The sequence below is a fragment of the Acinetobacter sp. FL genome, assembly GCF_040744925.1.
GTDB lineage: Bacteria > Pseudomonadota > Gammaproteobacteria > Pseudomonadales > Moraxellaceae > Acinetobacter > Acinetobacter radioresistens.
The window spans coordinates 854,837-870,790 of the sequence record NZ_CP160437.1; the positions used below are offsets into that span (position 1 = coordinate 854,837).

Below are 15,954 nucleotides of genomic sequence, written 5' to 3' on the forward strand. Positions count from 1 at the left end.
ATGCCAATACATATTTCTTTTATTTTCGGGACTCGCCCTGAACTGATTAAGCTGGCTCCAGTAATTTTACAAGCACGACAAGATTTCCGTTTCGAAGTAAGTGTAGTATTTACCGGGCAGCATCTAGAATTGGTACGTGATGCTATAGATTTTTTCCAGATTGAAATTGACCATCATCTACAGGTCATGCAGCCGGGCAAAAGCTTGAATATTTTATTGAGCACGGCTCTAACCGAACTGGACCGCGTCTATACCCAAATGTCAAAATGTGATGCTATTGTGGTGCAGGGCGACACAACAACAGTACTGGCTGGTGCTTTAGTCGCATTTAATTTAAATATTGGACTGGCTCATGTAGAAGCTGGTTTGCGCTCTTTCGATTTGCTGCATCCTTTTCCAGAAGAAGGAAATCGTCAGTTAGTATCTCGTCTGGCACGCTGGCATTTTGCCCCGACTGCACTTTCGGCCAGTAACTTGTTACAGGAAAATGTGCCTGAAGAACATATTTTTGTCACAGGTAATACGGTAGTAGATGCCATATACAGTGCGCGTGAGATTATGCAGGCTTCTTCACAGCAATCTCAACAGCGTTTAAAAAGACTTGGCTTAAATCTGCAGGAAAAAAATAGACTGGTTCTAATTACTGCCCATCGACGTGAAAATTTTGGGCAGGGTATACAGAATATATGTCAGGCCATACATGAGCTATGTCAACGTTATCCAGAGTTGCATTTTGCCTGGCCAGTTCATCTTAATCCGCATGTGCATACAGTTGCTCATCAGGAGTTCGCTCAACATCCGCAGGTACATTTACTTAGTCCATTAGATTATCCTGACCTGCTTGCTATTTTGCAGGCCTCATATCTGATTATGACAGATTCTGGAGGGATTCAGGAGGAAAGTCCAACCTATCAAAAACCAGTTCTTATTTTACGGGATGTCACTGAACGTCCAGAAGTAGTGGAGGCTGGTTGTGGTGTTCTGGTTGGCACAGATGTGACTAAAATCGTTCAGGAATTTTTACGACTGATGGATGATCATTCATATTACCTTCAGCATGCTGAAGTTGAAAACCCATTTGGTGATGGCCGGGCATCGGGTCGCATTCTTGAGCAGATTATCAAAGATTTAAACTCTATTTCCTCTTAAAAATTGATTTTCATCCATATATAGAGCCATAAAACACTGGCTCTATTTAAATAGTGGGGACCATCAAAAATGAAAATTCGCTGTCCGGAATAGGCTTTAAGCTGTTTACTGATTTCCCAAGGATAGGCAGCTCTGAATGTTCCATCTTTTTTTAGTCGAAATGCCTCTAAAATAATTACCACCCGGTCTTCACCAAATTGCTCTTTTAAAGTTCCATAAATTTGTGCAGCTTCTTCAGGACTGCGCGTTCCTACACCGACGCCATCCTGGAAAAAAACTTTTGCATTGGGGGGCAGCCAGCTTTCTAACCAATATTCTAGAAATGGGGCTTCAGGTTCTGCACTATAAATACTTACCCAGACAGGTAATTTAAACTGAGCAATATATTGTCCTAGAGTATGGACACCATTCCATGTAGGGTCAGCTTCTACAGGAAAATAGTAGCTTGTGACTGGTACAGGTAATTTGGCTTGAATAATCTGCCTAGACTGCTGATAAAGCTGATCAATATTTTCACGCGCTACAGATTCCTGAAATCTGCCGGCCAGCCCTAAAATTACATGTTTTGCCCAAGGCTGTTTGCCAATATGTTGCCAATCGGGTTGCACATCCCATGGCTGCACCGGAATTTCATTAAAAAAAGACCGTCCGTCTACAATACTCCACTGGTTAACCAGCGTATCTACACCCAAAAGCTGCCAGTTACCAGAAGGCTGACTCATCTGGTCGACTTGCCAAAAAATACCCTCAATTTTAGGTGCTGCTGTATTGGCATCTGCCTGCTCCATTAATAAAGCAGAAACTATAAACATGGCCACAGGAAAACATATAAATATCAGTAAACCTACAAATGCATACTGCCTTATACTCATTCACCTGTTCCTTTGACTTTACGACGGCTTCTGCGCCATAGAATTAAAGCGATAATAATCAGTGTAATTATGGTGAGAACAATAACAAGAGTACGGGTAGAGACTTGCTCGACAACGGGCGCCTTAGCTTTATTCACCGAATTTTTACTCAAAACCGTAATCTGGCCTTGTGCTGAAACAAATAGTACTGCTGTATTGTTGGGAATGCTTTGCTGGATTACGGGCCAAAAACGGGTAAAAGTCTGTGCTCCGGCTGCACTGTCCGTATTAATCCAGAATCTGCCATCTTTCACAGAAACAATAAATCCGCCTGCCGTAGCGGGTAAGTAAAGTAGCTGGCTGTATCGCTGTAATTCATCATTAAAACGGGCTGTATTAACTAATATATTGATTTTTTTAGGCCTATTAGCATTCAGCTCAGTAATGTTTACAGGTACAGGCTGGTCGCTTAACAGCATTGTTTTCGCAACATTTGCTACAGTAATGGCCATACTGGTGGCAGCCGGATTGTTGATGGCGATCTCTGGAGTACTGGCGAAAAGGGTAGAGAGATTGATTACGCCCTGTTTCATCTGATGGGGGAGGTTAACAAGTGATTTATTTGCATCAATCCATAGTGCAGTGCCCGCATTTGGCAAACATGCTTCATTGTTTAATTGAGAGTTTATTAAAGTCATATTGTAATTGTTGACATAAGGATAATCCGCACCAACAAAATCAAAACGACGCTCAACCGGATTTGAATCCAGTTTAGCCAGACTTAAGCTGCCCGCTAAATATTCGTTTAACCAGACCTGTAAAGTTGAGCCTTGTAATAAGCCACTTTGTGCCCGAAAGGCTAATTTTCCCTTTAATACGTCTGTTGCTTCCCATACAGGCGGGAAAATTAGAGAAATATTTTTAGATGAACTGTCGAGAGCAAAATCAGAAATACCCAAGTCAGCCAGCGTCTCGAATTTGCGTATTACTGCCCATGCTGGCTCGGCAACCGGTTCGCTTAATGTAGCAGTAGCTGTATTAAGCTGCTGCAGATAATTCTGGTTTATTAAAGCATTAACTGCCATAAGCAGCTGGGATTCTGATGAGTATTCAATATTTAGCCGGGGAATCTCATTATTCCGGCTTAAACTGATTCTTGCACCTGCTAGAGGCTGTTCTACCTGTTGTATGCTAATTACAAAATCAGGAGCTTCTTGCTGGGTAGACTCAGCAACTTGCCACTGAACTGGGGTATTAAACTTCCATGCTGTAGCCAGGCGGGCAATCATGGATGCTTCTAAACGGTTCTGGCTATTAAATTGTAGTAAAGCCTTAATTGGTGCTATACGGCGCAGCTGTGTATTAAACAGGGCATCGGGCAGTTGATTGAGCTGTAATATGCCATGCTGAGCCTGATAGTTTAATGTCAGTTTGGTCAGGGCTGTATAAAGGTTAGTGGACTCTACACAGTAATTATTGCTGATGGGCCCGTTAACTGACGGCTTTTGTAAAAGCATGACATCGAGGCGATGAAAACCGGCAATACTTGCAGGTAAGGTAAAGCTCAACTCACCTTTACCATTTAAATCCTGTCTATGAATCATCTGATTATCATAACGGACTACCAGCGTGCTTTCGCCCTGACTGTCAAACTGGCTATTGAACTGTATGTTTTGCCAGGTTTCACCCTTGCCCACATAAAAGAAATAAGGAGACTGGTACTGGGCAGTACGTGATATCAGGTCATCTAGCTGCCAGGTATCAGCATAGACCTGAGAGCCATATAAGGAAAGAAGGGCAGAAGATAACACCGTAAAACGGGATTTTTTAAAGTGACTGATCATTTTTTTTCCTTTTTTCGTTCTGTTTTGTACCAGGTTATACCTTCACCTTTGATCTTATTTTTAAGCATGTCCCAGGCAGCTTTAAACACGATTAAAAGAAACACCTGTGAGTAAGTAAAGTAAGCGATGAACGCGTAAAAATAAAAACGTTTTGGAACTTCTTTTTCCAGACTTAGAGTAAACCAGATTTGTGTAAGGTAAAGAATGAATGCAAGAATAAAGAGTAAAGTAAAAGGCCCAGGTATAGTTGTGCCATCAATACCGAGCAGTCCTACGACCAGTGTCATATGGCTTAAAAATAAAGCGGGCACAAACATGATATAACACATGATATTGTTGCCAATTTCCATGCCAATCGGGAAAGGATGACGTATTGCCGTACTTAGATACTTGCGTGTGACATAAAAATTTCCTTGTGTCCAGCGGGAGCGTTGTTTAATAAAAATATTTAGATCACCCGGGTCTTGCTGCCATCCAATTGCATAAGGTACCCATTTAATGCGTTTATGGCCCAGAAAAATGCGATAACTCATTTCGGTATCATCAACCAGGGATTTTTCATCAAATCCCCCTAGAATATCCAGCGCATCACGCCAGATTACATAATTGGTTCCCATGAGGGTAGAAAGACGGAAGCGTAACCAGCGACCACCTTGAAAAATCCACTGGAAATAAATAAATTCTATGGCAATAAATGTACTTAGCGGGCTGTCTTTCCAGTTGCGGGTCCGAACTTTACCATTAACCGCAACCAGATTTGAGTCAGCCAGAAGGGTCTGAGCAATAAGTCTTACACAATCTGGTTCAGGGGTACTGTCTGCATCATAAACTGCAATCAGCTCACCATGGGCATGTTTTAGGCCATTATTCAGAGTGCGGGACTTACCTTTACCACCTTGGCCTTTAGGAACATTGATGACACGAATTACCGGGTACTCGGCTGCCATCCGGTCAGCAATTTCCTGTGTCCTGTCTTTGGAAGCGTCATTAATCAGCAGTACTTCATAGCTTTCTGGCGGATAGTCCTGTGCTGCTAAAGCCCGCAATGTATCTTCAATAACTACTTCTTCATTGTAAGCCGGTATCAGTACACTCAGCATTGGCCAACGTTCGGGTACAGGTAAATTCGAAAGTTCCTGATTGGCCCGAATCGAATAACGCCAAGCCGAAAAACTCAGCCAAGCCCAAAAAGCTTGGGGAATCCAGATACCAATAAAGCCAACAATAAAACAGATATCAATTGTATTCATGATCTTTTGAATATCCTCCATAACATGGCGCTTGCAAGGATGATCATCAACACCATAATCATGAAAACAGACATCCAGGAGGTGTAGGTCCCCCAGAAACCCAGTAATTCAGGATAATGAAGAGACAAGATCAGATGGAGCGGTAGAATCATTAGACCAGCAGCTAGCAGTATATGCCCAGCAATACTGGTATGGATCCGGTCGGGCTGACTGTAAAAGGAGACATTCAGGAATTTCCAACCAATTCCTAACACCGGATAATTAATATCTTCATTTGAAAGATTGCCTTCCGGATTTAATAAAATCCCCGTCCCATTAAAACCATATGAATTGGGATAAGCGGTATAAAATAAATGCTGTCCGCTCTGAATTGGTAAAGCAGGTAGGGGAATCTGGCCTTCGTTGGCCTGAATAATATATAACCCTTTTGGAAGAGTTTTTAATAAAGGATTCCAGCCATCATGAACATAAGCACCCATAGGCCGCAGGCCGGCACTGGTCGCTAGAGTAGCCAGGCTGTTAAAACGTGATGGTTCCACGCTACTAAAGTCGAGTAAAGGTATGGCACCTCTATTTATCTGTCTTTTTAACTGGAAATAAATGAGAGGATTCATAAAATTTTCTGGAATCAATAACCCCGGTTTAATGCCCTGATCCATGATCTGTTTAAAGTTTTTTGAATGCACCTGATCAACAGTAAATACAGGCCATAATTTTCTTTCAGTAGGAAAGTGTTCTGGTATCTGATAAATACTGGAAACATTTTTGGATTCTAAAGTATTCGCAGGCCGCAACGGACAATCATAATAGGTCTGATAGTAAGATGAGAGAGTAGGATCCGGTAAGGTACTGACCGAAAGCAATAGGCCGCAAACATAGATTAATGTGCTCATTGGAGAACCTCCGAGGAGGATTCTTCTACCGTATGCGTGTTTATTGTGATTTGCATCTTAAGCAGGTCAAGTACTCTGAGCTGTTCAGCCAGTTCTTTAACCTTGCTAAAATCTCCATCTGTAATAATAATAATCCGAATAATGGAAAGTCGGGTATCTGTGAAATAAAAGTGAGGTAAAGTACGCTGGGTTTCCAGTACATCAAAAATCTTTTGCTGTACTGCTTTAAACTCGTCAACTTGCAGCATGTCACGCAATAATTCGTGATTGGTAATATCCACCCTAATTTCAGCATAATTTTGAATCATGTTAAGTGAAAGCATACGCTGAAATTGTAGATGGTTATATTGGTAGCTACCAATTGGTAAAATGCTATAGGTCAAATTTTTTCTATAAGCATCCAGTAAATTATCTGTCTCCTGATTAGTCGACATAATTTCATAATAGATACTTAGAAATAACGGGGCGATAGGTAAAATAAAAAGTTGTAGAATTTTAGTACTGGTATCAAAGTTGGTATCTTGAATATCGAATAAAAGATAAATAAAGAACAGTAGAAATATCAGTACACTAAGAATAACAGCTTGAACCAGATTAAGAAAACGTCCTAATAATAACAAGGCAATAAAAAGCGCCCAGCTACCTACTAACTCGGCACGCAACCATTCATAGCCAATTAAACCTATAAATATAACAATGATCATAGGTAAAAAGGTAATAGACTGATTTGTTCTTATAAGCCAGTTCTTCGCCATATAGTATTCATTTTTCTAAATATGTATTCATACACAGAAGTATAAATAAATAGGAGTGAAATTTTAACTTTTGATAAGATAATTTAGATGTAATTAGTCACTATTTATGTAATCAATTGGTCTTAAAGAATATAAAGATCCTAATTATTTCTTTTTATTAAGCCATAATGATAAAAAATAATAATTGCTATGAGTTATATATAAAAACAGTCATTAAACTTCTCAAAAAGCTAATTTTATTATTTAAAATATTGGATATAAATTAATTTATTTCAAAAATTATGTTTTATCAGGTTTTTTAAAGAGAAGTGATTAAGCCTGTAATTTCTGATCATGAGTCTGTTCTATCTGCCTGGTAACAGGCTTGATTCTTAATTTGAGAATTCTAGAGCCTGACCTATAGGACAAAGTTGAGAGAGAAAGGTTTCTATATTAAACAGGTTTAAATTTAAATTTTGATCAAGTCATAAAGAAGCGCAAGAATCAGAGTCCAGAAAGCTATCCAGAACTCACTAAAAATATAGTTTAAAGTAGGCTATCTTTCATATATTTATCGTGAGAACTTAGCGGAAAATGTGTATTTAATAAAAATTTCACTAAACCCTGTCAAGCAAATAAAGCATTTCTACATCATCTTCAGAATGCCCCGTAAAGATCTCTATTTTTATTCAAGATATATTTTACCAATTTATAAATAAAATTTTTTTCTCTATCTCTACAGGCTTTAGTAATTAAACCCATTTTATCGTTGAGTATTTCTAATTCAGGGCTGCTTTAAATTAATCCAGTTGATGACTCTGAGTTTTAAATACGAGTCTAAGAATTGACCCTATTAAAATTTCTGAAAAAGTGCACATACACTTATCAACATTACAGCCTTTATCAAGCATCAACTCAAGAGTTGTTTGTATATAGTGCTCAGTAACAGTGCATCATTATCGAAACGCACTACAAGTGTTATAGAAAAGTATTACGAAATACCAAATCCGTATGATTAAGTTGGCATACCCTTTGCATTTACCTCTACAGCATAAAGTGATCTAGGGTTCCGACAGTTATTTTCTAAAGGGCTGTGTCTGAGACCGAGAGTTCACGGCTAGGTTTGTTAAAACCAAAGCTACACGGAGGGATAAAAGCCCGGGAGGTAAACCGTACAAGTTAGATGCAGAGGCTGTTATGAGCACAACTACTTATCACGAAAATTCCGCACTGTGGACTGAACTTTTACCGGGTGGCCATCACTGGTCTGGGCGCATTCAACGTGGCGCTGTTTTACAACTCAAATCATTAGGCGTAAATGCCAATGTTTCGCTGTTCTGTGTCAATGCAGAAGATAAGCTTGAAGCCTATAACATGCCAGACAGCTTAAAGGGTCAACACAGCGCATTTCTAAGTAAAGGTCACATTTTGGCGTCTGATCTTGGACGTGCGATGGTTTCAATTGTCAAGGATGATCACGGCTGGAATGATGTCTTTTGTGCGCCCAGTAGCGCCCAGCAAATTGAACAACAATTTGGGACTCAAACTTTTCAAGATGCCCGTAACGATATGTACCGTAATGGCAAAGACAGCCTACTTTTAGAGATGACCAAATTTGGTTTATCGGCAACAGACCTAAGTAATAGCTTAAACCTATTCTCAAAAGTTCAACCCGATGACAACGGTAACTTGTCTTATGTGGCATCAGACAATACTGATCAGGTGATTGAACTACGTTTTGAAATGGGCTGCTTGGTGTTCTTATCAGCTGCTCCACACGGTTTAGATAACAGCATGGAATATGCACCTGCTGATATTCAACTTTCTTTGTTTAAGGCACTGCCTTTAGGTGAGACCGATGTCTGCCGTGATTCATGCCCGCAAAATCAGCGTGCGTTCCAAAACAACAACCGCTACTACGCTTTAAGCGCTTAATTGGGGGAATACAACATGACAGCTTTAGTCCATTTAGAAAAATCTGTGTTAAGTGAAGTATGTCCTGCTGGTGAAGCGTGGATGTGCGAAGTTAAAAAAGGCCAGTATTTCCGTATTGTTGATCTCGAAGGCAATCAAGCGGTGGATACCTTATTTATTTCCGCACATAACCCTGAAGAGCGCTATAGCGCAACCGATACTTTGGCGATGAACCGTCAAATTTATCTAGAAAAAGGTACAACTTTATATACCAATTTTGGCAATAAAATCGCCACCATCCATGATGACAACTGTGGTCGCCACGACACCTTAGGTGGCGCATGTTCATGTGAAAGTAATACGGTGCGTTATGCACATGATACATATCCAATGCACAGTTGCCGTAACAATTTCATGACCGCATTGTCACAACATCCGATTGCGAAAAAGCATGGCTTAAACGTGCGTCATATCGGTCCAAACATTAACTTCTTTATGAATGTGCCGGTGACATCTGATGGTCACCTGAAATTTGATGATGGTATTTCTGCACCCGGTAAATATGTCGAAATCAAAGCCGAGATGGATTTGATTGTCCTCATTTCAAACTGCCCACAACTGAATAACCCATGTAATGCCTATAACCCAACCAAAATTCAACTGATTGTCCGCGAAGGTGAGGAATAAGCCATGTTTAATAAAGTTCTCATCGCCAACCGTGGTGCTATTGCCTGCCGTGTGATTCGTACCTTAAAAAAACTCGGTATTCAATCGGTTGCAGTGTATTCAGAAGCAGATCGTGATTCACTGCATGTCACTTTAGCGGATGAAGCGGTGTATATCGGTGAAGCACCTGCCAACCAAAGCTATTTAAATGTCGATAAAATCTTAGAAGTTGCCAAGCAAACGGGCGCACAAGCGATTCATCCGGGTTATGGCTTCCTATCTGAAAATGCCGAATTCTGTAATCTGTGTGAAGCACAAGGCATTGTGTTCTTAGGGCCAAATGCTGAACAGATGAAAGCCTTTGGTTTAAAGCACACTGCACGTGAACTTGCGATTCAAGCCAATGTACCATTACTTCCGGGTAGTCAATTGTTGGCTGATGAAGAGGAAGCACTGCTTGAGGCTGAACGTATTGGCTATCCTGTGATGCTGAAAAGTACCGCGGGTGGTGGCGGGATCGGTATGCGCTTGGTCTGGAATGCAGAAGAGCTGAAAGATGCCTACGCAACCGTGTCCTATTTAGCCCAAGCCAACTTTAAAGATGCAGGCTTGTACCTGGAGAAATTCGTACAAAATGCCCGACATATCGAAGTGCAAATCTTTGGTGATGGCAATGGTTTAGTACTAGCACTCGGCGAACGTGATTGTTCGGTGCAACGTCGTAACCAAAAAGTGATTGAAGAAACACCTGCGCCACATCTGAATGATACGCAACGTGCCTATATTCAAAATGTCGCGATTCAACTCATGCAATCGGTAAACTACCGCTCGGCAGGTACGGTTGAATTCGTCATGGACACTGACACGCAAGAGTTTTACTTCTTGGAAGTGAATACCCGTCTACAAGTGGAACATGGTGTAACAGAGCAAGTCTTTAGTGTCGATCTAGTTGAATGGATGGTGACTTTAGGGAGTGGTGATTGGAAAGCACCAACCTCAAAACTTGAATCCAAAGGTCATTCGATTCAAGTGCGTCTCTATGCCGAAGACCCAATCAAAAACTTCCAACCAAGTGCAGGGTTATTAACTCACGTAGAATTTGATGACAATGCGCGTAATGAAACTTGGGTAGAGACAGGTTCAAACGTCTCATCTTTTTATGACCCGATGATTGCCAAAATCATTGTGACTGCGGATGATCGTGAGTCTGCGATTCAAGCCATGACCGACACCTTGGCAAAAACCCAAGTCGCTGGGATTGAAACTAACCTTGAATATCTACAAAACATCATCGACTGCGATGTCTTTAAAGCAGGTACGCAAACCACACGCTTTTTAAATACCTTTGAGTGGAAAACCCAAAAGATTGAAGTGCTCCAAGCCGACATTCAAACCGCCGTGCAGGATGTCACAGGGCGTTTGGGCTATTGGAATGTCGGTGTGCCACCATCGGGTGCAATCGATCCGCTGTCTTTAAATGTCGCCAACCAACTTTTGGGTAATGCACCAAATACCGCAGGTCTAGAATGTACCCTTCAAGGCCCAAGCTTAAAATTCCATTGTGACAGTCAAATCGTGCTTGCAGGTGGCGATATGCCATCGACTTTGGATGGTGTGTCTGTGCCAATGTGGCAAACCGTGAATGTGCGTAAAGGTCAGGTGCTGAAATGTGGCAAGATCGTCACAGGTTGCCGTACCTACATTGGTATTAAAGGTGGTGTGAATGTCCCTGAATATTTAGGCTCACAAGCAACCTTTACTTTAGGTCAGTTTGGTGGTCATGCAGGGCGTAACTTATTGATTGGCGATATGCTACCCATCACGGCATTTACATCAAGTGATGGCAAATCATTAAGCCAAGATCAAATCCCGACATTCTCCAACTCTTGGGAAATTGCGGTGATGTATGGTCCGCATGGCGCGCCTGATTTCTTTACCAAAAATGACATTGATACCTTCTTTGCCAATGAATTTGAAATTCACTTTAACTCAAGCCGTACCGGTATCCGTTTGATTGGACCAAAACCTGAATGGGCTCGTCAGGACGGTGGTGAAGCAGGTCTGCATCCATCCAATATTCATGATAATGCCTATGCCATTGGTGCGATTGATTTCACTGGTGATATGCCGATTATCTTGGGTCCAGATGGTCCAAGCCTTGGTGGCTTCGTGTGTCCTGCGGTGGTGATCAATTCTGAACTGTGGAAATTGGGTCAGCTCAAAGCAGGCGATAAAGTGAAATTTGTGCCTGTGAGCTATACCCAAGCCAAAGTACTCAATGAAAAATATCATGCACAATTGGTATCAACAGATACGCAAATAGTCACTTTTAATGAATCGTTCTATCCTGAAATCAGTACGCTGAAAACCGCCATTTTAGACACTTTGAAAGGTCAAAATGGTACGCCTGATGTGGTGTATCGTCCTGCGAGCAACAACTATATGCTGGTGGAATATGGCGATCTGGTTTTAGATTTAAACCTGCGTTTCCGTATTCATGCGCTGATGCAATGGGTCAAAGAGCAAAATATCCAAGGCATTATTGACCTGACACCGGGTATTCGTTCACTGCAAATCCATTTTGATTCGACCAAGCTCGATCAAATTGATTTATTGCATATGCTTCAAGTCGCAGAAGAACAATTGCCTGATGTGACGGAAATGCAAGTGCCATCACGTACTGTGTATTTACCACTGGCTTGGGAAGATTCACAAACACAGCTTGCAACTGAGCGTTATATGCAAACCGTACGTCCAGATGCACCGTGGTGTCCGGACAATATCGAATTTATCCGCCGTATTAATGGTTTAAAAGACAAACAAGCCGTGAAAGATGTGGTGTATAACGCGAGTTATTTGGTTATGGGCTTGGGTGATGTGTATTTGGGTGCGCCTGTGGCAACACCGCTTGATCCACGTCAGCGTTTAGTCACCACCAAATATAACCCTGCACGGACTTGGACACCTGAAAATGCCGTCGGTATTGGTGGTGCGTATATGTGTGTTTACGGCATGGAAGGTCCGGGTGGCTATCAGTTTGTGGGTCGTACTTCGCAAATGTGGTCACGCTACCGTAAAAACCCTGATTTTGAACAAGATATGCCGTGGTTATTGCGCTTCTTTGACCAAATTAAGTTTTATGAAGTGTCTGAGTCCGAGTTGATGCACATGCGTGAGGACTTTAAAGCAGGGCGTTTAAAACTGCGCATTGAAGAAGGCGTACTCAACCTTAAAGAATACAACGAATTCTTAACTGAAAACCAAGAATCTATTTCAGCATTTAAAGCGGTGCAACAAGCTAATTTTGATGCAGAGCGCCGTCGCTGGCATGAAGCAGGACTGGCGGAATATGTCTCTGAAAGCCTAGATGCTGTGGATGATGGTGAAGGTGTTGAAGTGCCTGAAGGTGGTTGTGCGGTGGAATCGCATATGCCCGGTTCAATCTGGAAAATTGAATGTCAGTCGGGTGATATTGTGGAAGAAGGTGCGACGCTTGCGGTGATTGAAGCGATGAAGATCGAGATTCCAATTATTGCGCCTGAGCGTATGCGTGTCGATGCGGTTACCATTGAAAAAGGGCAAACGGTGAAAACGGGGCAGGTGTTGTTTACATTGGCACCAGTGGCTTGATGAGATAGGAATAAAAAAGACCGTCCGTAAGGGCGGTTTTTTTATTCAATGAATTAATAGTTTAGTTTAAAATGATATTTATACTTACAATAAATTTTCTAATGTTATGACAAATACACGAAGAGATAATTTTTCAAAACCTGTTGTGAGAGCATTAAGAGAACGGGTAAATAATCTTTGTTCTAATCCAGATTGTGGTAAGCAAACAATTGAGCCACAAAAAGCTACCTTAGATAAAATTAATCTTACTGGTACAGCCGCACATATATGTGCAGCAAGTGTAGGAGGACCAAGATATGATGAAACTATGTCTCAGCAAGAGAGAAAATCTATAGAGAATGGAATTTGGTTATGTAATCATTGTGCTAGAAAAATTGATATAGAACCTGATGCATATTCTGTTGAGTTATTAAAAGAGTGGAAAAATAAAGCTGAGCTTAAATTATTGGCGAATAGTAATAGTCCTCTATATGCGGAAAGTGAGTTTCAAAAGGAAGCACAATTAAGGGTGCTTGAAAGTCATAGATCAGGTCAAAGCTTTATAGGTGTGGCAAATTCTTCTTTAAATACTATTTCTAAAATAGTTCAAGAAGAGCTTAGGATACTTGATCCAAGACTAAATATTTCCTGTGACTATATCAATAGCACAACTCATTATAGAATAGATGTGGCAGAAGATAGTGAAGAGTCAGTAAAAATTAATTTTAAACCTAATAGTGCTGAAGAGTTTACCAAGAAATATACTAAGTTAATTGAAGGTGGGGAAACTTTTGAAATAGATGTTGATGCCATTAGTTCTAATTCAGAAGCTTTAAATGTTATTTTTCCTTCTCAGATAAAGGATGGAAAGCTATATGTTAAGAAAAATAGCGATTTAAGAGGAGAGTTAGAGTTTTTTGATGAAAAAGAAAATCTTATCTTGAGTGGTAATTCTGAGGTGGTTTATGGAGAAAAATCACATTCTTTAGAAATTACGAAATTTGAAGGTTTAATGACCATAAAGTATAAAAATTCACCTATCAAAATTGGAGAGCCGAATAAAATACATTTTGAGATTTCTATCCATCTTAAAAATTGGGATGATATACCAGTCGAACGACTAACTTATTTTAATCAGATTAAAAGAGTATATAAGCTTCTCGCAGAATGTAATCAATTAAAGGTTAGACTTTCAGTAAATGGAATTGAAATATCATCTGTAATTACTGAAAATTTTCAAAAAGATTGGATAAACTCTATGTATATATTATTAGAATATGTAGAAAATGCTAGAAAAATCAGCGAAAAATTAAAGGTAGATGTTCTTTTTAGGTCTGATTTTCCACTAAATAATACAGAAATTAACAATTCTTACGAAATAGTTGAGTTGTTAGCAAATAAAAGTCACGAAAAGAAATTTTCTGCGTTCAGTAATTTTATTCCAAATAATGAAAAACAAGAATTAGATGCAATCTTTGCACAAGAAGACTATGAAATTATTATTCTTGAAAATAGAAAATTGAGTAATTTCATATTGTTAGACACTAAGGTTAAGTCAACCAAGATTTATATAAAAACTACCATTATTAATCCTCTTTTTGAGGTGGTTGAAAAAACAAAAAATAAAGAAGGTAGAATAGAATATAAGTATAAGGTTCTACCTAAGGATGAAACTAGTTATTTAAATCGAGAGGTTTCTTTAGAGGCTTTTAACTTACAAAAAAATTAATTTCAGAAATTAAATAACGGTTTTAAATTTTACGATTGTTCATTCGTAAGCTCGAAACCATTTTTTTGGAAAATTCTAAGATTCCAAAAATAAACTTAGTGGATCATTTGATTTATCTAAAGTAAAACTTAGATCGGCAGGCTATCGCTTAGTATATCAGCTTATCGACTTCAAAATTGTCGTTTTGGTACTAGATGTAGATCGTCGAGATGCCATCTATAAAAGATGTAAAAAATTATCTAAGAAGTGCTTGCCATTATTAAACATCCTTTAGCCACACTTTGATGCACACTCGAACCCCAATGGTGCAAAATGGCATATTTTTTAGGCATACTTAAAAAATAAATCATTCTTGTTTTGCCTCAATTTGCGTATGTAATTAATTCCCCACGCATTCTGCTTAAATCTATTCTATTTTATATTATGGCATGCTTTATGCTTTTATTTATATACAACTATAAATAGAGGAGAATAAAGCACTTGACCACTAAATTCCAAACATCGGTTAACCATTCATGTATAAAAAGAATAGCAAGGACATGAGCAATCAAAATGGAATAAACCGGTGAAATACAAAACTTACTTTTGCTTTAGAACAAGCCCCATTTCAATCTTATGGGGCTTTTTTTCACCCTTTTATGTAACTTTATTTACCTCATCCAAATAAGTAAAAACTGGCACGCTTTCTGCATTTTCCTAAGTAATACGAAATTCTGGTTTTGTAATATCCACAGGAGATGCACATGAACAATCCGACATCAAATAAAAAAATGCATCCATGGCTTCACTTTCTGGTTGAGCTGCTTAGCGTACGCGCAGGCTTTCACATTAAACAATCTTCACAATATCAATCCAAGGATCAACATCGTGCCTAAACAAAAATTGGCACGTATCAGTATTACCGTGCCAGAAACCACACTGCATGCAATGGATCAAAAAATTGTCGAGCAGCACTATGAAAGCCGCTCGCAAGCCATTGTCGACATGATTAACCGTCACCTGATTGATGATCTGGTGATTCGCGATGAAGTCATGGTTGGCACACTCACTTTGCTCTATGACGTCAGTCTGAAACCGCTGCGCAGTCAGCTGGTCGATCTGCAGCAGCAGTATCTGGCGCAAGTGATCAATTCACTTCATATCCAGCTGGATGATGAAAAAATCTTGCAAGTCATGCTGATGCAGGGCGCGAGCAGTGATCTGAAAGAAATTAGCGAACAATTTATTGCACTGAAAGGCGTGATTAAAGGCCATCTCGAACTGATGGATGCCGTCATGCCGCCCATTCCACAAAATACCGAACACACTTAAGGAG

At 40.0% G+C, this 15,954-nt stretch carries 12 protein-coding genes, 1 pseudogene and 1 riboswitch; of the genes and pseudogenes, 8 read left to right on the plus strand and 5 right to left on the minus strand.

Features of this window, described 5'->3' with window-relative positions; all coding sequences use genetic code 11:
- Entirely contained in the window at positions 1 to 1,149 is a 1,149-nt protein-coding gene (wecB, locus tag ABZP31_RS03900; RefSeq protein ID WP_248135087.1) for a non-hydrolyzing UDP-N-acetylglucosamine 2-epimerase, read from the plus strand.
- On the opposite strand, the gene ABZP31_RS03905 is transcribed toward wecB, so the two are convergent.
- Genes ABZP31_RS03905 through ABZP31_RS03925 form a run of 5 tightly spaced genes read right to left on the minus strand, consistent with a single transcriptional unit; the run spans position 1,146 to position 6,742 of the window.
- On the minus strand, positions 1,146 to 2,021 hold the full coding sequence (locus tag ABZP31_RS03905; RefSeq protein ID WP_248135090.1) for a hypothetical protein: 876 nt from the start codon (positions 2,019 to 2,021) through the stop codon (positions 1,146 to 1,148). The genes wecB and ABZP31_RS03905 overlap by 4 nt on opposite strands.
- Positions 2,018 to 3,844 (minus strand): hypothetical protein, encoded by a 1,827-nt coding sequence (locus ABZP31_RS03910; protein WP_248135093.1) that lies wholly within the window; start codon positions 3,842 to 3,844, stop codon positions 2,018 to 2,020. The genes ABZP31_RS03905 and ABZP31_RS03910 overlap by 4 nt, the downstream gene beginning before the upstream one ends.
- On the minus strand, positions 3,841 to 5,094 hold the full coding sequence (locus tag ABZP31_RS03915; RefSeq protein ID WP_248135095.1) for a glycosyltransferase: 1,254 nt from the start codon (positions 5,092 to 5,094) through the stop codon (positions 3,841 to 3,843). The genes ABZP31_RS03910 and ABZP31_RS03915 overlap by 4 nt, the downstream gene beginning before the upstream one ends.
- Entirely contained in the window at positions 5,091 to 5,987 is an 897-nt protein-coding gene (locus ABZP31_RS03920) for a hypothetical protein (protein WP_248135097.1), read from the minus strand. Before ABZP31_RS03920 ends, ABZP31_RS03915 begins: the two co-directional genes overlap by 4 nt.
- Entirely contained in the window at positions 5,984 to 6,742 is a 759-nt protein-coding gene (locus ABZP31_RS03925) for a hypothetical protein (RefSeq protein WP_075040222.1), read from the minus strand. Before ABZP31_RS03925 ends, ABZP31_RS03920 begins: the two co-directional genes overlap by 4 nt.
- A gap of 1,029 nt (positions 6,743 to 7,771) precedes the next feature.
- A riboswitch (guanidine-I (ykkC/yxkD leader) is annotated at positions 7,772 to 7,888 on the plus strand.
- 30 nt (positions 7,889 to 7,918) lie between these two features.
- Between ABZP31_RS03925 and ABZP31_RS03930 the strand changes: the two genes are divergently transcribed.
- The 7 genes and pseudogenes from ABZP31_RS03930 to ABZP31_RS03960 all read left to right on the plus strand — a co-directional run bounded on the left by ABZP31_RS03930 (position 7,919) and on the right by ABZP31_RS03960 (position 15,950).
- Entirely contained in the window at positions 7,919 to 8,656 is a 738-nt protein-coding gene (locus ABZP31_RS03930; RefSeq protein WP_248135099.1) for an urea amidolyase associated protein UAAP1, read from the plus strand.
- Between the two features lie 15 nt (positions 8,657 to 8,671).
- Positions 8,672 to 9,322 carry an urea amidolyase associated protein UAAP2 gene (locus ABZP31_RS03935; RefSeq protein WP_248135100.1) on the plus strand — a complete coding sequence of 217 codons (651 nt, stop codon included), beginning with the start codon at positions 8,672 to 8,674 and terminating at the stop codon, positions 9,320 to 9,322.
- Positions 9,323 to 9,325: 3 nt separating this feature from the next.
- A complete protein-coding gene (gene uca / locus ABZP31_RS03940) occupies positions 9,326 to 12,931 on the plus strand; it encodes an urea carboxylase (protein WP_367156913.1) in 3,606 nt (1,201 codons plus the stop codon).
- A 106-nt stretch (positions 12,932 to 13,037) separates the two neighbouring features.
- Complete coding sequence (locus tag ABZP31_RS03945; protein WP_005025118.1) at positions 13,038 to 14,639, plus strand: hypothetical protein; 1,602 nt, start codon at positions 13,038 to 13,040, stop codon at positions 14,637 to 14,639.
- Positions 14,640 to 14,677: 38 nt separating this feature from the next.
- Positions 14,678 to 14,913 (plus strand): annotated as a pseudogene (locus ABZP31_RS03950) (type II toxin-antitoxin system RelE/ParE family toxin); the annotation flags it as partial.
- Positions 14,914 to 15,382: 469 nt separating this feature from the next.
- On the plus strand, positions 15,383 to 15,514 hold the full coding sequence (locus ABZP31_RS03955) for a hypothetical protein (RefSeq protein ID WP_005025121.1): 132 nt from the start codon (positions 15,383 to 15,385) through the stop codon (positions 15,512 to 15,514).
- Positions 15,507 to 15,950, plus strand: coding sequence for a CopG family ribbon-helix-helix protein (locus ABZP31_RS03960; protein ID WP_004280384.1), 444 nt, complete (start codon positions 15,507 to 15,509; stop codon positions 15,948 to 15,950). Before ABZP31_RS03955 ends, ABZP31_RS03960 begins: the two co-directional genes overlap by 8 nt.
- Positions 15,951 to 15,954: the final 4 nt, after the last annotated feature.

Coding starts and splice junctions, on each gene's coding strand:
- wecB (WP_248135087.1), top strand. CDS start 1: ATGCCAATACATATTTCTTTTATTTTCGGGACTCGCCCTGAACTGATT.
- ABZP31_RS03905 (WP_248135090.1), bottom strand. CDS start 2,021: ATGAGTATAAGGCAGTATGCATTTGTAGGTTTACTGATATTTATATGT.
- ABZP31_RS03910 (WP_248135093.1), bottom strand. CDS start 3,844: ATGATCAGTCACTTTAAAAAATCCCGTTTTACGGTGTTATCTTCTGCC.
- ABZP31_RS03915 (WP_248135095.1), bottom strand. CDS start 5,094: ATGAATACAATTGATATCTGTTTTATTGTTGGCTTTATTGGTATCTGG.
- ABZP31_RS03920 (WP_248135097.1), bottom strand. CDS start 5,987: ATGAGCACATTAATCTATGTTTGCGGCCTATTGCTTTCGGTCAGTACC.
- ABZP31_RS03925 (WP_075040222.1), bottom strand. CDS start 6,742: ATGGCGAAGAACTGGCTTATAAGAACAAATCAGTCTATTACCTTTTTA.
- ABZP31_RS03930 (WP_248135099.1), top strand. CDS start 7,919: ATGAGCACAACTACTTATCACGAAAATTCCGCACTGTGGACTGAACTT.
- ABZP31_RS03935 (WP_248135100.1), top strand. CDS start 8,672: ATGACAGCTTTAGTCCATTTAGAAAAATCTGTGTTAAGTGAAGTATGT.
- uca (WP_367156913.1), top strand. CDS start 9,326: ATGTTTAATAAAGTTCTCATCGCCAACCGTGGTGCTATTGCCTGCCGT.
- ABZP31_RS03945 (WP_005025118.1), top strand. CDS start 13,038: ATGACAAATACACGAAGAGATAATTTTTCAAAACCTGTTGTGAGAGCA.
- ABZP31_RS03955 (WP_005025121.1), top strand. CDS start 15,383: ATGAACAATCCGACATCAAATAAAAAAATGCATCCATGGCTTCACTTT.